Source organism: Rhizobium freirei PRF 81, from assembly GCF_000359745.1.
GTDB classification, from domain to species: Bacteria; Pseudomonadota; Alphaproteobacteria; order Rhizobiales; family Rhizobiaceae; genus Rhizobium; species Rhizobium freirei.
In genome coordinates this window covers 239346-258374 of record NZ_AQHN01000084.1, presented here as the reverse complement: position 1 = coordinate 258374, position 19029 = coordinate 239346, and the positions used below count along the sequence as shown (strand labels likewise).

Sequence of the window (19029 nt, the reverse complement as noted above, 5' to 3'; positions counted from 1 at the left end):
CGGGCACGGAATTGTGTTTTGCTGAGGGACGATCCGCGTCGCGGGAAGTCCAAAGACAACAGAATCCACATTGCTTCCAAGAGGGCATCGATGTCCTCTTCGAGGTGGTGCAATTCAAGGCATCCAAGGGAGAAAGTCATGGATACAAAGGTTGAAAATGCGGGCAAGTGTCCGTTTCCGCACGGAAACACGAGCGTCTCGGCCAGATCGAATCGCGACTGGTGGCCGAACCAGCTGAACCTCAAAATTCTCCACCAGGGTTCTTCCTTATCCAGCCCGCTCGACAAGGGCTTCAACTATGCCGAAGAATTCAAAAAGCTCGATCTTGAAGCCTTGAAAAAGGACCTCTTCGCGCTCATGACGGATTCGCAGGATTGGTGGCCGGCCGACTTCGGCCATTATGGCCCGCTCTTCATCCGCATGGCCTGGCACAGCGCCGGCACCTATCGTACGGGCGATGGCCGTGGCGGCGCATCCTCCGGCACGCAGCGCTTCGCTCCGCTCAACAGCTGGCCGGATAACGTCAACCTCGACAAGGCACGCCGCCTGCTCTGGCCGATCAAGCAGAAATACGGCAACAGCATCTCCTGGGCCGACCTCCTGATCCTCACCGGTAACGTCGCGCTGGAATCCATGGGCTTCAAAACCTTCGGCTTCGGCGGCGGTCGCGAGGACGTCTGGGAACCGGAAGAAGACATCTACTGGGGCACGGAAGACACCTGGCTCGACGACAAGCGCTATACCGGTGACCGCAATCTGGAAAACCCGCTCGCAGCGGTGCAAATGGGCCTTATTTATGTCAATCCGGAAGGCCCGAACGGCAATCCTGACCCGCTCGCAGCTGCGCGCGACATTCGCGAAACCTTCGCCCGCATGGCGATGAACGACGAGGAAACCGTTGCGCTCATCGCCGGCGGCCATACCTTCGGCAAGACCCACGGCGCCGGCGATGCCGCCCATGTCGGCCCTGAGCCGGAAGCAGCCGGCATCGAAGAACAGGGCCTCGGCTGGAAGAACAGCTTCCGCAGCGGCAAGGGCGGCGATGCGATCGGCAGCGGCCTGGAAGTTACATGGACCTCGACGCCGACCAAGTGGAGCAACAACTTCTTCTGGAACCTGTTCGGCTATGAATGGGAACTGACGAAGAGCCCGGCCGGCGCACATCAGTGGACCCCGAAGCATGGCGCCGGTGCCGGCTCGATCCCGGACGCGCACGACAAGTCCAAGCGTCACGCTCCCGCCATGCTGACGACCGACCTCGCCCTGCGCTTCGACCCAGCTTACGAGAAGATCTCGCGGCACTTCTTCGAAAACCCGGATGAATTCGCCGACGCTTTTGCCCGCGCCTGGTTCAAGCTGACGCATCGCGACATGGGCCCGCGCGCCCGCTATCTCGGCCCGGAAGTACCGAGCGAAGAGCTCATCTGGCAGGATCCGGTCCCCGACGCTGATTACGCGCAGATCGACGCCAATGACGTCGCTGCGCTCAAGGCTCAGATCGCAGCCTCCGGCCTGACCATCCCGCAGCTCGTCTCCACCGCCTGGGCTTCGGCATCGACCTTCCGCGGCTCCGACAAGCGTGGTGGCGCAAACGGTGCGCGTATCCGTCTTGCACCGCAGAAGGACTGGGAGGCCAACCAGCCTGCTCAGCTCGCCTCCGTCCTGCAGACGCTCGAAGGCATCCAGAAGACGTTCAACGATGCCCAGACCGGCGGCAAGGAAGTATCGCTTGCCGATCTCATCGTTCTCGGCGGCTCGGTTGCCGTCGAACAGGCTGCCAAGAAGGCCGGCCACGACGTGGTCGTCCCCTTCGCACCGGGCCGTACGGATGCGTCGCAGGAACAGACCGATGCCGAGGCATTCGCCGTTCTCGAGCCGATCGTCGACGGCTTCCGCAACTATCAGCGGCGGGCCTACACGGTCTCTTCCGAAGAGCTGCTGATCGACAAGGCGCAGCTGTTGACGTTGAGCGCTCCTGAGATGACCGTCCTCATTGGCGGCCTGCGCGCGCTGAATGCCAATGCCGGCCAGACCCAGCATGGCGTCTTCACCAAGCGTCCGGAAACGCTGACCAACGACTTCTTCGTGAACCTGCTCGACATGAGCACGGAATGGAAGGCCGTTTCCGACGCCAAGGACGTGTTCGAGGGACGTGACCGCGCAACGGGCGACGTCAAGTGGACCGCCACCCGCGCCGATCTCGTCTTCGGCTCCAACTCGCAGCTGCGTGCGATCGCCGAAGTTTACGGCCAGGCCGACGCCGGGCAGAAGTTCGTCCACGACTTCGTGGCTGCCTGGACGAAGGTCATGAACGCCGACCGCTTCGACATCGCTTGACGGCAAAAGGCATGGGGCGCGACCAGCGTTGGTCGCGCCCTGTTCAGCCCATTTTCAAAACGGAGCGTTCGTGTTTGCCTCTTTCCAGCCACGCGTTCAATCTCGTGCGGGTCGGCTGCTCGACCAGATGGTAGCTCAGTAGACCGAAGCATATTGCTAGAACCAGCGCAGGAAGTTGGGTCAAGTGACGTTGCTGGGCAAGAATGTAAAATGGCTGCTGCCACAGATAGATCGAAAACGACATCCGTCCGATTTGTCGGATGATATCCTGTTCAAACAATATTCTCGAGAAGTGCCTAGCCCTTTCGATCATGCAGACGGCAATTGCCAGCAGCAGGGTCTTGAGGCCGAAAAACAACCAAGCGGCGTCAGCAAACAGGCGCATGGTCAGGCCGCAGAAAAATGCCAAAGGCACCAACCATTCCATAGCCTGTCGAGAGCGATATTGGCTGAATAACAGCAAGAACGCAGCCGAAATCAGTATCGGCGCCGCTGCTACATGCGTCGGCCAGAAGACGATGAATGGATCCCGCCCATAAATGTCGTATTGCAGAGTACCGTTGGCGAGCGCAGCAAGACCAAATGCCAGGATCAAAGGCCCAATGAACCTGCTACTCGCACCACGAAACAAAAGAGCGAACAGGCCAAGCAGGACGTAGCTGTGCTCCTCCACGCATAACGACCAAATGTGATCAAATATCGGGATGAAGGTACGGCTCTCGATTATGACGTAGTTCGTCGTGAAGGAGAGTGCGGAGAGCACTCCCGCGACGCCGGGTGCCAGCGGCGTTAGCGAAAAGATGGCCGCACTGACCAAGACGAATGTCAACAGGGCCGGATAGACGCGACTGAAACGTCGGAACAAGAAAGTCCCCAGGGGCATTTTCCTCACGAAGAGGATCTCAGCCATAAGGCGTCCGGAGAGAACAAAGAACAAATCAACGCCCGCCGACCCGAGATTCGGGATGTGCTCATCCCCGCCGAAATGCCCCATCAACACCAATAGAATGGCAAGTCCACGCCATCCATCAAGGGCTGGAATATAGGGTTGTCTTCCTGCTTCAGACATCGGAGACCATCGGATTGCCCTGCCGAGTAGCCACACTAGGATACGCACATTAAAAAATAGATATAAAATACCATCAATGGCAGGCGAAATACCCGCGACAGGGGAATTTCATCCAACAAAGCAAATCCTGATTTACCTCATCGGAACTGAATGGCGGTGAAGCAGCAATCGGCAAACTCGATTGCGAATCGGCCCTTTGACACTCGCATTATTCTCCGCACTGGTGTCGGCGCCGTCTTCCAACCAGCGGTAGGATAATTCCGACTTGTCCGCAAGTTGACAACGGCGCGCTTGCGGGAAATCGCGCCGTTGCCGGTCGCCCGTCAGCGGCCGGGCTGCAATTGCAAGCGTGAAACGCCGGCTGCAACATTCAGCCCGGTGCCTGCTTCCGCGCTCAAGGGCTGCAGGGCGAAGTTCTTCGAGTTGCCGCCCACCAGAGCGTTGGCTCCAAGGCCGAGTCCCACGGAAGCGCCCGCCGAGGCGCCGACATAAGTGCCGGCCAAGGCCCCTTCGCCGACCCGCGTGGGTGCGGTATTGATGACGACCCAGCTCAGATAGGTCTTGCGGGTGACGCCGATATCGATGCCGAGCTTGCCGATCGTACCGGTATAGCGCTCGACCCGGCCCGTACGCTGCTTGAAAGTGCAGCTCACCTGCTTGTTGGAGCCGATGATCATGCCGACGCCGCCTGCGACTTCACAGGAGAGCGTTCCAAGTCGTTGTTTCGGCTCGGACGCAACCGGCTCCGATGGCTTCTTGGGATGATGACCGGTGCTGGCAGCGGAAGCCGCCGAACCAAAGGCAACGGAAACGGCCGCGGCCACAATAACGATCTTTCTCATGACTTCTCCTTCGACAGTTTGAGCACCATGACCAGTCCGGCCCGCATTTGCGCGGCTAGACGCCGATCTCGGATTGGCCTGAAGGTTCTTGATCGGCGCGAAGGGCGATATTGTTGATGATGCGACCTCCGGCATATTCGCCGGCAATCCAAAGCGCCCGTTCGCGCGCCCGATCGGAGGATGCCACGCCGGACAGGACGATCGCATCCTCAATGGCAGCAACGTCGATGCGCGAGTCCTCGAGCCCATCGGCATAGGCAATCAGGCTGCGGATGGCCGCACAGGTCGCACGGCTATCCGACAATGTCGTCAGTGATGAAAGCTTGCGCGGGAAGAGCATCGGGAAGCCTCGATAGGATCGCGGGAATGGGAATTCACGAGCCTGTCGGCATCAGCGAAGCGCTTTCTTGACGGCATCCTTGGTCTTGCCGACTTTGACCAGGATTTTTCCCTCGACCTTTTCGACAGCGCCTCTAAACCGGAGCCGATCGTTGCCGATCAGCTTTCCTGCGGCCTCCTTGATCGAGCCGCGCACTTCCTTGGCAGCACCTACGACACGGTTTCTATCCATTGTCTTGTCTCCTCGGCTTGCTGAAAAAGAACCGGCGCCGGCCTTCGACCAGGGCCGTGGACAGGGAAGTAGGGCAGCAATGCCCGGGCTTACAGAGCAGAAAGTACAATTGCCTTAGTATAAAGTAGCTTTTTTGACGCCGAGGATGCAGATTCTTCCGCCGGTCGCGCGAATAGAACCGGTCAGGCGCCGTATTCAGCTCGATCTTCCCGCAAAGCAGGGCAAGATGATGGCGGGTCGCATTCCTTCTCTTGCCATTGCGGGCTTAGATAGGACGCTCAGCCGATGCGAGAAGACGAAACGCGAGCGGCCAAGAGCAGGCCTGAAAGAAATCAGGAGAGCCTGCGCCTCATCGTGGCATAATCGACACAGAAGGATGGCGCCGCATCTTTCAAGATCTGCGGCAAATCGAGCGAATGAACCGGAATCGTCAGCACATCGAGCGTTGCCGTCTGCTCCGGCGACAGCCGAACATCGAGCGCACCCAGGTCATCGTCAAGCTGCTCAACAGTATGGACACCGATGATGGTCGACGACACGGCCGGCCGCGCCAGGACCCAGGCAAGGGCGACACGGGCGGTGGTGGTGCCGAGTTCGGCAGCGATGCGGATCAGGGCGTCGACGATTTCAAGACGCTGCTCGTCGGGATACCGCGCAAACGGCGACGTACGATCGGACTCGAGATTTGCAATATTCTTGCGCGTATATTTTCCGCTGATGAGACCGCCATTCAGCGGCGAGTGCGAGACGACGCCGAGCCCCATTCCACGCGCCATCGGAATGAGCTCGCTTTCGAACAGCCGTGCGGCCAGCGAATATTCGATCTGCAGGCCGATGAACGGCTCCCAGCCGTGAAATTGCGCAATCAGCTGCGCATGTGCGACCTTCCAGGCCGGAGCATCGGAAATGCCGAAATAGCGCAGTTTTCCCGACTGAATGAGATCGTTCAATCCCGCCAGTATTTCGTCGAGCGGGACCTGCATGTCCCAATTATCGAGCCAAAAGAGATCGAGATAGTCCGTGTGCAACCGCCGTAGCGTCGCTTCGCAGGCTGCTATGATGGATTTGCGGCCGGGGCCGGCACCCTGCTGATCGACGCCGAACTTGGCGCCGATGACGAGCCGGTCGCGACTGGGCGATGTCCGCCCGAGGTAGTTGCCGACAATGGTCTGAGCCCCCGCTTTGGCATCTCCTCGGCCGGTGTCGAGATAGTTGCCGCCGAGAGCGAGATATCGATCCAGGATGGCCGCAGGCCCGTTTGCACCCGCCTGCCAGGTGAGGCCGCCGCTGAAAGTCATCGTTCCGAGGGCAAGCGGACTGACACGCAAGCCGGATCGGCCAAGCGCGGTAAGATCATCAAGCAGCATTCCGTGTCCCCCGGCCGGCCTGGATTCCATGGGTATGTAAGTCCTGTCCATAGATAATATCGGCAAAAAAAGCGAATTAGACCGAAATTTATGATTTTAGTTTTCGACAATCCGGACAATCAGCCTGATGTCGACAACAGCCTATTCGGGAGGCGGAAAATCGCCTCTTTTTCGGGCGGTTTTCGCATACTCGATGCCTGCGAGGTAATCGATCTCCGCACCGGCAGGCGGCATTCTTCCCGATTGCCGATTTTTTTGCCCGAACGAGTCATCGAGGCTCTCGCGAGCCATAGAGCGCCAACATTCCCCGCTGCTTCATGATCGAGATAGCATCGATGTTCGCCATCAGCCGCGATAGCGCAATGCATCGACCAAAAGCGAGAAGGCGGCCGAAGGTTGGCGGCGACTCGGATAATAGAGGTGATAGCCGGAAAACGGCGCGCACCAATCGCCGAGAACCCGCACCAGCCGGCCGCTCGCCAGATCCTCGGCAACGTGATCTTCCATGACGAAGCCGAGGCCCAATCCAGCCTTCGCAGCGCGCACGATCATGCCGACATTGTTGAACGCAAGCTGGCCATCCACCCGGACGCGCACTTCGCGCCCGTCCTTCTCCAACTCCCAGGCATAGAGACCGCCGGAACTGAGCAAGCGCAGATTGATGCAGCTGTGCTCTGCAAGATCGCTCGGCGTTTTCGGAGCAGGACGCCTGTCAAGATAGGTGGGAGAGCCGACGATGGCCATTCGCATGTCGGGACTGATCCTCACGGCAATCATGTCCTTGGCAAGTGCCTCTCCAAGCCGCACGCCGGCATCGAAACGATCGGCAACGATATCCCGCAAGCCGGAATCGATACTGAGTTCGACATGGATGTCGGGATATTGCGGCAAGAGCCTTTCGAGCGCCGGCCACAGGACGGTGACGGCGGCGTGTTCCGACGTGGTGATGCGAATGGTGCCGGCCGGCTTCTCACGCAGTTCACTTAGGGAGGCAAGTTCGGCGCCAATGCTTTCCAGTGCCGGCCGGAGCGTCGCCAGCAGCCGCTCTCCGGCTTCGGTCGGCGCGACGTTGCGTGTCGTCCGTGTCAACAGACGCACGCCGAGCCGCGCCTCCAGACGCCGGATCGTATGACTGAGAGACGATTGCGACGTTCCGAGCTTGGCGGCGGCGCGCGTGAAGCTTTTCTCTTCGGCAACGACGGTAAAGGCGTTCAGATCGACCAACTCCTCGCGCTGCATTTATGAACCTCAGCTATAATTATATGCCGTTTATATTGTATGGTCCCAACAATCAGGCAAGTCTAAGCTGCCTTGAAGAACGGCTCTCGCGCCGTCTTTTTCACCAGGGAGTTCGAGAGACATGGATATCAAGCAAAGCGGCTCGCAACCTTCGGCCCAGGGACCGGAAAACTACTTTACCGGTACGGTGCGCATCGATGCGCCCTTCAATGGCCGAGGCAATCTGAGTGGCGGAACGGTGACCTTTGAACCGGGCGCCCGCACCGCCCGGCATACCCATCCCTTCGGCCAGACCCTTCTCGTCGTCTCGGGACTGGGACGCGTACAGCGTGAGGGCGGTCCGATTCAGGAAATTCGACCCGGCGATATCGTCTGGTTCGAGCCCGGCGAAAAACACTGGCATGGCGCGGCACCCGATTGCGCCATGAGCCATATCGCAATTGCCGAGAAGGAAAACGGCTCGGCCGTGATCTGGATGGAGAAGGTGAGCGACGCCGACTACCTCGGGAAAACGCAGCTATGAAGCCCTATGTCATCTGCCATATGATCTCCTCGCTCGACGGCGGATTGCATCCGGGCCGCTGGACGGCGAGCCCCGACGGCACGCTCGGCGATTGGACGGCGCTCTATCAATCATGCCACGAAAAACTGGCGGGCGATGCGTGGATGGTCGGCCGCGTTACCATGGCCGAATTGAGCAAGGGCGTCCCGCATCCGCCGCGCGAGCACGGCAAGATCGACCGCCCTTTCCACTTCGCCAATCGGCAAGCCGGCAACTATGCAATTGCCGTCGACACTTCCGCCAAGCTGCATTTCGCCAGGAACGAAATCGATGGCGACCACATCGTCGTCCTTCTCGGCGGCGATGTGCCCGACAGCCACCTGGCCGAACTGGCGGCCGACGGCATTTCATACGTCGTTTCCGCGCAAGCCCAACCCAACCTAGCCGATATGCTTGACGTTCTTGAACGCGAACTCGGCATCAGGCGTCTGCTGCTGGAAGGCGGCGCCGGCATCAACGGCTCCCTGCTCGCGGCCGGTCTGGTGGATGAGATCAGCCTGATTGTCGCGCCGGCCCTCGACGGAGGTGCTGGAAGTCAGAGTATCGTCGAGTTCGGCAAGGAAGGTCTGGCCGGCAAGGTCCAACTTTCGCTCAAGAGCTGCGAAATGTTGGAGCACGGAACAATCTATTTGCGTTACGCCGTCATGCCGCGCTGACACCAATACTCTTGCGCAGATGCAAGGCCGGATCGGCGGCCAGCTTCACGATAAGATCCGACAGGCTGTTCAGGGAGACGTCATGACCTTTGAATGGCTCGCCTTTCTGCGTGATCCGGTAACGAATATCCGGATCGCGGAGGAATGCGCCGGTTGTGTTGCGCGCAAGCTGGCCATTGGCATCGAGAATGAGAACATTGGTCATGACGACTTCTTTCCGATGTCCCAAAGCAGGCTTTAGCGGCGGCTTTGAACGGGTGTTACCATGCACGCGCAGGCGAAACTGCCTATGCCTGCAACGCCGATGACAAGCCCCATCGGCCAGGGCGTGCCATTGGCGAACGTACCGACCAGCGCGGACCCCAGGATGCCGCTTCCATAATGCAGGGCGCCGACAAGGGCCGAGACGGCGCCGGCGCGTTCGGGAAAATCGTTCAATGCGCCCGCGATTGAATTTGCAACGATCAGTCCCGACCAGGATACGAAGACGAACAACGGAATGGTGAGACCCCATAGGCCGCCGATATCGGTCAAAGCCGCCAATGCCGAGACCGCTCCCGATAGCGCCGCGCCGAAAGCGCCCCATTTCAGCAGCCGCGCGCTTCCCGATCGCATCACAAGGCGGGAATTCAAGACATTGGTCGCCATGATACCGAGAATGCCCGCCGCAAACAGCAATCCGTAGAGCCCTGCCGGCACATGATGATAGGAAATGTAAGCAAACGGCGTGCCGGCGATATAGGCATAGATGCCTGCATAGAAGAAACCGCCCGCTCCGGCGTAGGCAAGCAGCCGCCGGTCGGCAAGAAGGCTGCGATAGCCAGCGAGCGCACGGATAAGAGGCTCGCGGTTTCGCCGTTCAGGCGAAAGCGTCTCAGGCAAGGTGAACAGAGCCGCCAGCGTCAGGAGCCCGACACCGACAAGCACCCAGAAGATCGCCCGCCAGCCGGCATAGGCCAAAATCTGGCCACCGGCGATGGGACCGAGCAGCGGCGCAAGCGCCATCACCGTGATCAGGGTGGAGAGCATCTGCGCGGCCCGCTCACCCGCGTAGAGATCGCGAACCATCGCACGGGAAAGGACCACGCCTGCGCAGGCTCCGGCGGCTTGCACGACACGCCACACCACCATCATCCCGGCAGTCGTGGATATTGCGCATCCGGCCGAGCCGAGAACGAACAGGAGGAGGCCGATGGCGATCGGCAGTCTTCGTCCGTAGCGGTCACCGATCGGCCCCCAGAACAATTGCCCGAGACTGAAGCCGATGAGGAAGCCGGAGACGGTCAGTTCGATCGAGCCGGCATCGGCACCGAGCTCCCGCCCCATATCAGGCATAGCCGGCAGATAGAGATCGGTGGAAATCGATGCGAAGCCCATCAATGCGCTGAGCACGGCAAGGACGCGCCAGCCGCGCCGCGCAGGCTGCTGCTCCGTCACATTTGCCGCTTCGTCCAATATCGACATAGTTGTTTCCATAGTTTCGGCCACGGGAACGTCGCCTCGGCGTCGCATATGCCGGCGATGTTCCAGCGCCGTGATCCTTTCACGGTGAAATGAGGCCGCCGGCTGGCGGCCTCGGGATCGGCATCCGCCTCAGCGACCGGTGGTCTTCATCAGCTGTTCGGGATAGCGTTCGCCCTCGATGGCAATCTCCGCCGCAGCGCGCTGTATTTCTGCCAAATCGGAGGTGCTCAACTCGACATCTGCGGACGCCAGGTTTTCCTCCAGACGATGCAGCTTCGTCGTGCCGGGGATCGGGACGATCCAGGGCTTCTGCGCCAACAGCCAAGCCAGCGCGATCTGGGCAGGCGTCGCCTTCTTCCGATCGGCGATCTGTTTCAGGAGATCGACGAGCGCCTGGTTCTTTTCCATCGCCTCGGGCGTGAAGCGCGGCAGGATCTTGCGGAAATCGTTCTCGCTGATCTTCGTATCCTTGCCTATGGCGCCGGTCAGGAAGCCCTTGCCGAGGGGGCTATAGGCAACGAGGCCGATGCCCAGCTCTTCGCAGGCCTGCAGGATGCCATTGCTTTCCGGTCCGCGCGTCCAGAGCGAATATTCGTTCTGCAGGGCGGTGACCGGCTGAACGGCATGCGCCCGGCGCACCGTCTGCGCACCGGGCTCGGAAAGACCGAAATGCCTCACCTTGCCGGCAGCGATCAGATCCTTGACGGCACCGGCAACGTCCTCGATCGGCACTTCCGGGTCGACGCGATGCTGATAGAAGAGATCGATGACCTCGATGCCCAGCCGCTTCAGCGAGGCGTCCGCCACCTCGCGAATATGCTCGGGGCGGCTGTCGAAGCCGTTCATCTTGCCATTCTCGATATTGAAGCCGAATTTCGTGGCGATTACTACCTGCTCGCGAACGGGCCGCAGAGCCTCGCCAACGATTTCCTCGTTGGTATAGGGACCATAGACCTCTGCGGTATCGAAAAAGGTGACGCCGCGCTCGACGGCATCGCGCACGAGCTTGACACCCTCATCCTTGCTCAGGGCATGGCCATAGCTGAAATTCAGTCCCATGCAGCCGAAGCCCAGAGCCGAGACCTCAAGGCCGCTATTTCCAAGCATACGTTTCTTCATCGCATTTCTCCTGCTCTCGCGAGCGTTCCGGGTTCGATGCGGCGAAGATAGGCGAAGCAGCGTCTAACGATTAGACGACATAATCGGCATGGAGCTATATTCAAATTTCATGAATATGCGAAGCGAGCCATCAGTTTTGCGGTTTCAGCACGGCTGCCGGCCAGGGATTGCTGCCCTCGCGCAGCCATGACAGCGTATCGGTCCAGAAGCCGGCCGAATGACTGTCGTGAAACAGGGCGAAATGACCGATCGCGTCGCGGCCATAATGCTCAGGCTTCAGCAGCACCGCCGCACGCTCCGCGCCGGTATAATAATTCAGCGTGCGATGTACAGCGGGCACGGTGCCGAGTTCGTCATCCGAAACCGCAACCGCCAGGATCGGCGCCTTGACCGCAGCCATCCGACGCAACACCTCGTTTCTCTCGGCTCTTGGATGGCTAAGCTCGAACCGACGCCTGCGGAAACTCCACTCGTTTGCCACGCCGGCCGGCAGATCCTCTAGCCAGCCAAGGCGGCGGCCTGGAAAATAGCCATAGAGAGCCGTCATCACGGGCATGGCGATATGCCATTTGACGAAGAGGCCTAAACGGCGGCGCGGCATGTAATCGCCCCACCAGGCATATTGAGCCCCGACCGTGAGCATTCTATCGATTTTCCCGGCGTTTTCGGCGAGCCCCGGCAGGAAGCCGCCGATACTATGGCCGACCACCATGAGGGGGCCATTGCGGCGGTCGGCCGTCATCCAGCGAAGTGCTGCATCGAAATCCTGCTCGCCCCATTCCCGCCAGCGGTATCCGGAGCCGCGCAATTTTGGCGGACGCGACTGACCGATGCCGCGATAGTCGAAGGTCAGGACATCAAATCCATGTCGCGCCAGAAATTGCGCGTAACGATGATAGTAGCGCGCAAGGACGCCCGTCGCCGGATTGATGATGACGCTGCCTTCCAGCTTCTTCGCCTCCGCCAGCCAAAGATGCCCGCCGAGAACGACGCCATCCTGGCAGCGAATGGAAATCGGCAGGCTGCTTGCGCTAGGGGATGTCAATGGTTGCGGGCTCATGGCCGGCAAGATGGGACGATCGTCGCGTTGTGTATATTCACTACCCGGTATACATTGGGCCATGAAAGACGGCGCCCAACCGACACGCGAACGCATTCTTCAGGCCGCCGGAAAGCTCTTCCATCGGGATGGCATCCGCGCGATCAGCGTCGACGCCATTGCCGAAAAGGCCGGAGTCACCAAGCGCACCCTCTATTATCATTTCCGCAGCAAGGACGACCTGATCGCCGCCCATCTGCAGGCGCGCGACGAACCGAACCTCACGCTCTTCAAACGCTGGTTCGATGAGGCGGAAGGCGATATTGCCGCGAAAGTTGCCGGCATCTTTCGCCATCTGGCCCAGTCTGCTCGTGACGCCAAATGGAAAGGGTGCGGTTTCCTGCGCACGTCGGTGGAACTGATCAATCTTCCGGGCCATCCGGCGCTGGTTGCGGCACGCGCCCATAAGAAACGTATCGAGGATTGGCTAAGCTCTCTTTTCGCGGAAGCGGGAGCCGGCGACGACGCATTGCCGCTCGCACGCCGGATCATGCTGCTTCTCGACGGCTCGTTTGCAGTCGTACTGCTGCATCGAGATCCGAGCTACATGGAAACCGCGGCAGATGCGGCGGCGCAACTCATTGCCGACAGCCTATCGGGCGCAAGAGGGAATGGCAGCGACCTCCCGGGAGCGGCATCGGTCGGCTGATCAATGATATTTCAGACGTTCCCGCCCGAGGATGGCAGGAGCGTCGACGCCAGCGATAGGCTGGGAGAGATCGCTCGAAATGTCGCCTGCAAGCTGCAGGTCGAGATAGCGCGCGCAGCAAACCCGCAGGAACGATGTGAAATTGCCGAGATCGTGGCCGGCATCGATCGATTCATGGTGCAGCTTGGTAATCAGCTGCACCACGTTCATGCCGTCACGCCGTGCGATTTCCTCCAGCTTCGACCAGAAGAAGTTTTCCAGTCTGACGCTGGTCACCATGCCGTCGATGCGGAGCGACCGCGTCGTGCTTTCCCAGAGCCTGGCATCGGCCTTGATGAACAATTCGCACATGCATGCCTCCTCTTTTAGAGCGTGACGCCGAAAAGTGTAGGCGGTTTTCGGACGACATCACGCTCTACTTCTTTGTTTCTAGAGCGGATTCAGATTTTAGGTCGAACAGACCTAAAATCATCCGGCTCTAGCCTCAGGCGGCGTTTGCCTCCGACAAGGCGGCGGCATCGAGCAACGCCATGAATTGCCGCAACCACGACGGATGCGCCGGCCAGGCCGGTGCCGTGACAAGATTACCGTCAGCGACGGCGTCATTGATAGCGATATCGGCATAGATGCCGCCGGCAAGTTCCACCTCGGGACGGCAAGCGGGATAGGCCGAGCAGGTGCGTCCCTTGAGAACGCCTGCGGCTGCCAGCAATTGCGCGCCATGGCAGATGGCGGCAACAGGCTTGCCCGCCTCGAAGAAGTGCTGCACAGCCTTGATCACATCGGGATTGAGGCGAAGATATTCCGGCGCGCGGCCGCCGGGAATGACAAGCGCATCATAGTCTTCGGCACGGATGCTGGCGAAAGTGGCATTCAATGCAAAATTATGACCGCGCTTTTCCGAATAGGTCTGGTCGCCTTCGAAATCGTGAATGGCCGTTGCCACCGTCTCGCCGGCATTCTTGCCGGGGCACACGGCATGGACCGTATAGTCGCAGGCAAGCAGCGTCTGGAATGGCACCATGGTCTCGTAGTCCTCGGTGAAGTCACCGGTGATCATCAAAATCTTTGCTGCTGGCATCGTCTTCCTCCCTGAAAACCAACCTTCGCACTGTAGCAAAGCACCTGGGATGGCGGGTATTAGGCGAATACTACACGCCGTTTTGACGGGACTTATCACATCGACGGACGGCGAATGGCCGGGATCGCGCATGCCTCGCCGCCACCGAACAGACGCGAACGGGTCAGAAACCGCTTCTCCCGCCCATTGTCGAGAGAGAACATGCCGCCGCGCCCCGGCACGACGTCGATGATGAGCTGCGTGTGTTTCCAGGCTTCGAACTGGCCGCCGCTGATATAGACAGGCACGCCGCCGATCTCGCCGAGCTTGACGTCATTGTCGCCGATCATGAATTCGTTTGCCGGATAGCACATCGGCGAGGAGCCGTCGCAGCAACCGCCCGATTGGTGAAACAGGATATCGGGATGATCCTTCTGTATCTCTCGGATAAGCTCGAGCGCCTTGTCGGTCGCGAGCACCCGCGGCTGGGATTCACTCTCGTCCATGATGATCCTCCATCACCAAAGGGCAGATGCTAGAAGGCCCCCGGCCGCGGCCGGGAGCCTTTTGGCTTCGTTGGGAGGGCTCAGAAGAAGCCCAGTGCCTTCGGGCTGTAGCTTACCAGCATGTTCTTGGTCTGCTGGTAGTGATCGAGCATCATCTTGTGCGTTTCGCGCCCGATGCCGGATTGCTTGTAGCCGCCGAAGGCCGCATGGGCCGGATAGGCGTGGTAGCAATTCGTCCACACGCGGCCGGCCTGGATCTCGCGGCCGAAACGGTAGGCGCGATTGCCGTCGCGGGTCCACACGCCGGCGCCGAGGCCGTAGAGCGTGTCATTGGCGATTTCGAGCGCTTCCTTCTCATCCTTGAAGGTCGTGACCGACACCACCGGCCCGAAGATTTCCTCCTGGAAGACCCGCATCTTGTTGTGGCCTTTGAAGATGGTCGGCTTGATGTAGTAGCCGCTCGACAGTTCGCCGCCGAGATCGGCGCGTGCGCCGCCCGTCAGCACCTCGGCACCTTCCTGCCTGCCGATATCGAGGTAGGAGAGGATCTTCTCCATCTGCTCGCTCGATGCCTGAGCGCCGATCATGGTTGCGGAATCGAGCGGGTTGCCCTGCTTGATGGCTTCCACGCGCTTGACGGCTCGCTCCATGAAGCGGTCGTAGACCGATTCCTGGATCAACGCGCGGCTGGGGCATGTGCAGACTTCGCCTTGGTTGAGAGCGAACATCGCAAAGCCTTCGAGCGCCTTGTCGAAGAAGTCATCGTCCTCGGCCGCGACATCGGCAAAGAAGATGTTCGGTGACTTGCCGCCGAGCTCCAGCGTGACGGGGATCAGGTTCTGGCTGGCATATTGCATGATCAGCCGGCCTGTCGTCGTCTCGCCGGTAAAGGCGATCTTGGCAATACGCGGGCTGGTGGCGAGCGGCTTGCCGGCTTCCAGGCCGAAACCATTGACGATGTTGAGCACACCGGGCGGCAGGAGATCGCCGATGAGCTCGGCCCAGACCAGCAGCGAGGCCGGCGTCTGCTCGGCCGGCTTGATGATGACGCAATTGCCGGCGGCAAGCGCCGGCGCAAGCTTCCAGGCGGCCATCAGGATCGGGAAGTTCCAGGGAATGATCTGCCCGACGACGCCGAGCGGCTCATGGAAGTGATAGGCGACTGTATCATGGTCGATCTCGCCGATCGAACCTTCCTGCGCGCGAATGCAGGAAGCGAAGTAACGGAAGTGATCGATGGCAAGCGGAATGTCTGCCGCCATGGTCTCGCGGATCGGCTTGCCGTTATCCCAGCTTTCCGCCTGCGCCAGCACTTCCAGCTTGTCTTCCATGCGCTGGGCGATCTTCATCAGGATATTGGAACGCTCGGTGGTCGAGGTCCGGCCCCATTTGTCCTTCGCGGCATGGGCGGCGTCGAGCGCGGCGTTGATGTCCTTCTCGTCCGAGCGCGGGATTTCGCAGATCTTGCCGCCGGTGATCGGCGTGAGATTGTCGAAATACTTGCCGGCGATCGGCTCGCGCCACTCGCCGCCGATATAGTTGCCATATCTCAGCTTGAACGGAGATTCGACGATCTTCTGATGCAGCATGTAATCCTCCCTTGGTCGCGGGTCCGGTCAGCGAACCCAATGGAGGAAGTCTGCGTGCATATGCATTCGAGCGGTAGGGCCACCGTTTCATGCTGCAGCGCACAGTGTCGCAACTCTGCGACATCTGCCCAGGCGATCGTGCCCCTATCGGTAATTCAGTGCAGATTGAGCCGATTCATCTTCCGATGCAGCGTCGAGCGGCTCATCCCGAGCGCCGCAGCGGCTTGCGACACATTGCCGTTAGCGCGGGAAAGCGCGCGCATCAAAGCTGCGCGCTCGGCTGCCAGCAGATCCTCGCCAGCCTCCCCTTGCTGCTCGCTCAACAGGTCGGAAGCGGGAATGCCGGCCTCGATACGATGATCATCGAGCTTCAGCGCAAGGCGGGCAGCCCTCGTCGCCCCGAGCACGAGATCGTTGCGGTCGACAGCGAGAAGCGCTGAGGTAGAGGCCGTATCGGTCGGAACCATGACGAAGCGGGCACCGGCATAGGCGCTCTTAAACAGGTTGAGTTCGATACGCAGTGCCGCATCGCGAACGGTCTGCGACAGGATCGCCAATGTGGCATCGTTGACGTCATCGCGGCGGGTGGAAATGTCGAGCGCTCCGGCCAGCTGCCCGCGATGATCCCGGATTGGCGCGGTCGTGCAGCTCAGGTCGATGTTGGCGCAAAGGAAATGTTGGTCACGGAAGATCGCGACTGCTCGCTCATCCGCCAACGCAGTGCCGATACCGTTCGTGCCGACGCTTGCCTCCGTCCAGACCGAGCCGGTCCAGAGACCGAGATCACGAAAGTCCTTGTCATCGCCGACAGCGCCTCGGCGCTCGAGCGCAATGCCATCCCGGTCCGTCAGCAGCAGGCAGCAGCCAGCTTTGCCGACCGAGAGAAAGAGACGATCCAGTTCATTGGAGGCTTCGGCGATCAGCCGCCCCGAACGTTCCATGGCCGCGGCGAACTCCTGTTCCGCCAGCCGCATAGGCAAACGCGTTTCTTCCGGTGCAAGGCGATGCATGACCATGCAGCGCCGCCAGGAGGCAGCGACAGACGAACTGGCCGCGGCTGACTTCGCGGATGCATAGACCTGATCCGCATGCGCGGAATATTCGTGCATCTGGCTCCTCCCACCGAACGCATCTGCAATTGTCGCTAAAAAAGCCGGCGAGCGCAATCCTCCCCACCGATCCTTTCGTTGTCCCACATCCCCAGCAGATTTCGGGCGCATGCATCCTCTCGGGCCGGCCCGTGCCAGGCTTCCGATGGCGCACCCCTTTCAGGCGGTTGTCAGCGTGTTATTATAACAGCAGCGAAGCGAAAAGACGGAGTTCGAGGCCCAGTTTCATGAATGCCAGGTTCATCGGTGAGCGTTTTGCCCGCGGTGGGAAAGCGGACCTCTGTCCGCTCATGGGATTCTGACTTCATGAAGGAAACCTTGATCGGAACCGCCAATACCTGCCGCGCCCGCCTGGTCAGCGGCGTCAGACGTTTCTTCGAAACACCAGCTCTTGCGCCCCCTGCAAATCGCCCACTCCTCGAGCGCCCGATCGCGATCATCGTCATCTTCCTCATCCTGTCCCTGCTCGTCATGAAGACGGCTGACTACCCGCTCGGGGTCTGGATGAAATCATTCCCCGAGCAGCTGCGCGGAACGGCGAAGTGGATCAGCAGTTTCGGCACCGGCCTTCTCGTGCTGTCGTTCAGCGGCGTTTTGCTGATACTCGCCGTCCTCATACCCGCGCATAAGTTGCGGAAATCGGTGCGGGCCGGCGCCGAGCTCGTTGCGACTGCCGCCGCATTCATCTTCCTGTCGGTGGCCGGTGGCGGCATCGTCGACTCGCTTCTGAAGAATATTATCGGTCGCGCCCGTCCCGAGCTCCTTGAGACAAATGGCGCGTTTTACTTCCGGCCTTTCGCCTTCCATGCGGATTTCGCGTCATTTCCATCCGGACATTCGGCAACGGCAGGCGCGATGGCCATGTCGCTGGCGCTCGTTTTCCCCCGCCTGCGGCCGTTTTTCATACCGGCCGGCGTATTGATCTGTCTGTCGCGGCAGTGGGTGGGCGCCCATTGGGCGAGCGATACCTTGATGGGTTGGGGCGTCGGAGTGGCATTCACTCTGTCGCTGGCCCATACCTTTGCCCGTCGTCGCCTGCTGTTCGCCTATCGCGCCGACGGTCATTTGTGCCCGGGAGAGCACTACAAGAAGGTTCCGATGATCCTGCGCGCTTTGCTGCGACGCAGGCTGGCGGGTAGTAAGAAGGCCGGGAAGGCGTGCGCCCTGAAATCCAGCCATCCTTCCTCGGCTTTGGAAACGCAACCCTGACCTGGCTGCAAGCCCGGCGCTGAACGGCCAATTCCTCTGATGCCGCGCCGGTCATCCGGCAAAGACAGTCGCATACGCCGTCTGGAGCAGCTGTGCGGACCAGGCTGCGGCCTCTTCCCCGCTACCCAACATCAACCTGGCTCCGATCCGCGTAACTCCCATGCAATCGCCTGCAAATTTCGCGCTTGAGCAGCGACGGATTTGCTGGTTCCCACCGTTCAAGCAATGAAGGGATAACATCAGGTTCATTTGGAAGAGAGTACATTATGAGAAAGCTCACTTTGCTTGCCTTGGCCGCCGCCGCCTGCTTTGCCGCCATTTCACCGGCCGAGGCCCGCGATGGCTGCGGCATGGGTTTCCATCGCAACCCCTATGGCTATTGCCGCCCGAACGGACGGCCTATTGTCGTCGTGCCCGTCGGTCCGGTCTATGGCACCTTCTATCCGGGGCGCGGCTATTGGGATGGGCACCGTTACTGGGTGCATCGCGAGCGGTGGTATGGTGGGTGGCGTTATCGCTGAGACGTGACATTCGACCCGATCAGCGCGATTGGATCGAATGCAATCTGCGCGCGTCAACCTG

Annotated in this window: 21 protein-coding genes; 6 read left to right on the top strand and 15 right to left on the bottom strand. The window is 60.3% G+C overall.

Annotation, left to right across the window (positions count from 1 at the left end; genetic code table 11):
• Window positions 1-138: 138 nt before the first annotated feature.
• Window positions 139-2337 (top strand): catalase/peroxidase HPI, encoded by a 2199-nt coding sequence (gene katG / locus RHSP_RS24625; RefSeq protein ID WP_004124831.1) that lies wholly within the window; start codon window positions 139-141, stop codon window positions 2335-2337.
• 43 nt (window positions 2338-2380) lie between these two features.
• Here the strand turns inward: katG and RHSP_RS24620 are convergent, their stop codons facing one another.
• The 6 genes from RHSP_RS24620 to RHSP_RS24595 form a co-directional block, all read right to left on the bottom strand.
• Window positions 2381-3406, bottom strand: coding sequence for an acyltransferase family protein (locus tag RHSP_RS24620; RefSeq protein ID WP_004124828.1), 1026 nt, complete (start codon window positions 3404-3406; stop codon window positions 2381-2383).
• A 323-nt stretch (window positions 3407-3729) separates the two neighbouring features.
• Window positions 3730-4248: a DUF992 domain-containing protein gene (locus RHSP_RS24615; protein WP_004124826.1), complete on the bottom strand. Its 519-nt coding sequence runs from the start codon at window positions 4246-4248 to the stop codon at window positions 3730-3732.
• A 55-nt stretch (window positions 4249-4303) separates the two neighbouring features.
• Entirely contained in the window at window positions 4304-4588 is a 285-nt protein-coding gene (locus RHSP_RS24610) for a BON domain-containing protein (RefSeq protein ID WP_004124822.1), read from the bottom strand.
• 51 nt (window positions 4589-4639) lie between these two features.
• Window positions 4640-4819, bottom strand: coding sequence for a CsbD family protein (locus RHSP_RS24605; protein ID WP_037154277.1), 180 nt, complete (start codon window positions 4817-4819; stop codon window positions 4640-4642).
• Window positions 4820-5151: 332 nt separating this feature from the next.
• Entirely contained in the window at window positions 5152-6186 is a 1035-nt protein-coding gene (locus RHSP_RS24600) for an aldo/keto reductase (protein ID WP_004124817.1), read from the bottom strand.
• Window positions 6187-6531: 345 nt separating this feature from the next.
• A complete protein-coding gene (locus RHSP_RS24595; RefSeq protein WP_004124813.1) occupies window positions 6532-7425 on the bottom strand; it encodes a LysR family transcriptional regulator in 894 nt (297 codons plus the stop codon).
• Window positions 7426-7546: 121 nt separating this feature from the next.
• Between RHSP_RS24595 and RHSP_RS24590 the strand changes: the two genes are divergently transcribed.
• Window positions 7547-7948: a (R)-mandelonitrile lyase gene (locus RHSP_RS24590; RefSeq protein ID WP_004124810.1), complete on the top strand. Its 402-nt coding sequence runs from the start codon at window positions 7547-7549 to the stop codon at window positions 7946-7948.
• Entirely contained in the window at window positions 7945-8643 is a 699-nt protein-coding gene (locus RHSP_RS24585) for a RibD family protein (protein WP_004124807.1), read from the top strand. Before RHSP_RS24590 ends, RHSP_RS24585 begins: the two co-directional genes overlap by 4 nt.
• Here RHSP_RS24585 and RHSP_RS24580 read toward each other — a convergent pair.
• From RHSP_RS24580 to RHSP_RS24565, 4 genes are all read right to left on the bottom strand, one after another.
• On the bottom strand, window positions 8630-8848 hold the full coding sequence (locus tag RHSP_RS24580; protein WP_004124805.1) for a Rossmann-fold NAD(P)-binding domain-containing protein: 219 nt from the start codon (window positions 8846-8848) through the stop codon (window positions 8630-8632). The genes RHSP_RS24585 and RHSP_RS24580 overlap by 14 nt on opposite strands.
• 32 nt (window positions 8849-8880) lie before the next feature.
• Window positions 8881-10107: a multidrug effflux MFS transporter gene (locus RHSP_RS24575; RefSeq protein ID WP_037154273.1), complete on the bottom strand. Its 1227-nt coding sequence runs from the start codon at window positions 10105-10107 to the stop codon at window positions 8881-8883.
• A 129-nt stretch (window positions 10108-10236) separates the two neighbouring features.
• Complete coding sequence (locus RHSP_RS24570; protein ID WP_004124799.1) at window positions 10237-11226, bottom strand: aldo/keto reductase; 990 nt, start codon at window positions 11224-11226, stop codon at window positions 10237-10239.
• 130 nt (window positions 11227-11356) lie between these two features.
• Complete coding sequence (locus tag RHSP_RS24565; protein WP_037154269.1) at window positions 11357-12286, bottom strand: alpha/beta hydrolase family protein; 930 nt, start codon at window positions 12284-12286, stop codon at window positions 11357-11359.
• Between the two features lie 61 nt (window positions 12287-12347).
• Here RHSP_RS24565 and RHSP_RS24560 point away from each other — a divergent pair, with 61 nt between their 5' ends.
• Window positions 12348-12974: a TetR/AcrR family transcriptional regulator gene (locus tag RHSP_RS24560; protein ID WP_004124793.1), complete on the top strand. Its 627-nt coding sequence runs from the start codon at window positions 12348-12350 to the stop codon at window positions 12972-12974.
• Here the strand turns inward: RHSP_RS24560 and RHSP_RS24555 are convergent, their stop codons facing one another.
• From RHSP_RS24555 to RHSP_RS24535, 5 genes are all read right to left on the bottom strand, one after another.
• Window positions 12975-13325: a ribbon-helix-helix domain-containing protein gene (locus RHSP_RS24555; protein WP_004124790.1), complete on the bottom strand. Its 351-nt coding sequence runs from the start codon at window positions 13323-13325 to the stop codon at window positions 12975-12977.
• Between the two features lie 133 nt (window positions 13326-13458).
• Entirely contained in the window at window positions 13459-14055 is a 597-nt protein-coding gene (locus RHSP_RS24550; protein WP_004124788.1) for a DJ-1/PfpI family protein, read from the bottom strand.
• Window positions 14056-14150: 95 nt separating this feature from the next.
• Entirely contained in the window at window positions 14151-14540 is a 390-nt protein-coding gene (locus RHSP_RS24545) for a DUF779 domain-containing protein (protein ID WP_004124785.1), read from the bottom strand.
• A gap of 80 nt (window positions 14541-14620) precedes the next feature.
• Entirely contained in the window at window positions 14621-16129 is a 1509-nt protein-coding gene (gene adh / locus RHSP_RS24540; RefSeq protein WP_004124781.1) for an aldehyde dehydrogenase, read from the bottom strand.
• Between the two features lie 155 nt (window positions 16130-16284).
• Entirely contained in the window at window positions 16285-17238 is a 954-nt protein-coding gene (locus tag RHSP_RS24535) for a GAF domain-containing protein (RefSeq protein WP_037154266.1), read from the bottom strand.
• Window positions 17239-17544: 306 nt separating this feature from the next.
• Between RHSP_RS24535 and RHSP_RS24530 the strand changes: the two genes are divergently transcribed.
• The gene (locus RHSP_RS24530; protein WP_004124778.1) at window positions 17545-18447 is read left to right on the top strand and encodes a phosphatase PAP2 family protein; all 903 of its coding nucleotides are present in this window, start codon (window positions 17545-17547) and stop codon (window positions 18445-18447) included.
• Window positions 18448-18713: 266 nt separating this feature from the next.
• Complete coding sequence (locus tag RHSP_RS24525; protein WP_004124776.1) at window positions 18714-18968, top strand: GCG_CRPN prefix-to-repeats domain-containing protein; 255 nt, start codon at window positions 18714-18716, stop codon at window positions 18966-18968.
• Window positions 18969-19029: the final 61 nt, after the last annotated feature.

Coding starts and splice junctions, on each gene's coding strand:
- RHSP_RS24560 (WP_004124793.1), top strand. CDS start 12,348: ATGAAAGACGGCGCCCAACCGACACGCGAACGCATTCTTCAGGCCGCC.
- RHSP_RS24545 (WP_004124785.1), bottom strand. CDS start 14,540: ATGGACGAGAGTGAATCCCAGCCGCGGGTGCTCGCGACCGACAAGGCG.
- RHSP_RS24530 (WP_004124778.1), top strand. CDS start 17,545: ATGAAGGAAACCTTGATCGGAACCGCCAATACCTGCCGCGCCCGCCTG.
- RHSP_RS24565 (WP_037154269.1), bottom strand. CDS start 12,286: ATGAGCCCGCAACCATTGACATCCCCTAGCGCAAGCAGCCTGCCGATT.
- RHSP_RS24570 (WP_004124799.1), bottom strand. CDS start 11,226: ATGAAGAAACGTATGCTTGGAAATAGCGGCCTTGAGGTCTCGGCTCTG.
- RHSP_RS24585 (WP_004124807.1), top strand. CDS start 7,945: ATGAAGCCCTATGTCATCTGCCATATGATCTCCTCGCTCGACGGCGGA.
- RHSP_RS24600 (WP_004124817.1), bottom strand. CDS start 6,186: ATGCTGCTTGATGATCTTACCGCGCTTGGCCGATCCGGCTTGCGTGTC.
- RHSP_RS24525 (WP_004124776.1), top strand. CDS start 18,714: ATGAGAAAGCTCACTTTGCTTGCCTTGGCCGCCGCCGCCTGCTTTGCC.
- RHSP_RS24580 (WP_004124805.1), bottom strand. CDS start 8,848: ATGACCAATGTTCTCATTCTCGATGCCAATGGCCAGCTTGCGCGCAAC.
- RHSP_RS24605 (WP_037154277.1), bottom strand. CDS start 4,819: ATGGATAGAAACCGTGTCGTAGGTGCTGCCAAGGAAGTGCGCGGCTCG.
- katG (WP_004124831.1), top strand. CDS start 139: ATGGATACAAAGGTTGAAAATGCGGGCAAGTGTCCGTTTCCGCACGGA.
- RHSP_RS24535 (WP_037154266.1), bottom strand. CDS start 17,238: ATGCACGAATATTCCGCGCATGCGGATCAGGTCTATGCATCCGCGAAG.
- RHSP_RS24575 (WP_037154273.1), bottom strand. CDS start 10,107: ATGTCGATATTGGACGAAGCGGCAAATGTGACGGAGCAGCAGCCTGCG.
- RHSP_RS24620 (WP_004124828.1), bottom strand. CDS start 3,406: ATGTCTGAAGCAGGAAGACAACCCTATATTCCAGCCCTTGATGGATGG.
- RHSP_RS24595 (WP_004124813.1), bottom strand. CDS start 7,425: ATGCAGCGCGAGGAGTTGGTCGATCTGAACGCCTTTACCGTCGTTGCC.
- RHSP_RS24610 (WP_004124822.1), bottom strand. CDS start 4,588: ATGCTCTTCCCGCGCAAGCTTTCATCACTGACGACATTGTCGGATAGC.
- RHSP_RS24555 (WP_004124790.1), bottom strand. CDS start 13,325: ATGTGCGAATTGTTCATCAAGGCCGATGCCAGGCTCTGGGAAAGCACG.
- RHSP_RS24590 (WP_004124810.1), top strand. CDS start 7,547: ATGGATATCAAGCAAAGCGGCTCGCAACCTTCGGCCCAGGGACCGGAA.
- adh (WP_004124781.1), bottom strand. CDS start 16,129: ATGCTGCATCAGAAGATCGTCGAATCTCCGTTCAAGCTGAGATATGGC.
- RHSP_RS24615 (WP_004124826.1), bottom strand. CDS start 4,248: ATGAGAAAGATCGTTATTGTGGCCGCGGCCGTTTCCGTTGCCTTTGGT.
- RHSP_RS24550 (WP_004124788.1), bottom strand. CDS start 14,055: ATGCCAGCAGCAAAGATTTTGATGATCACCGGTGACTTCACCGAGGAC.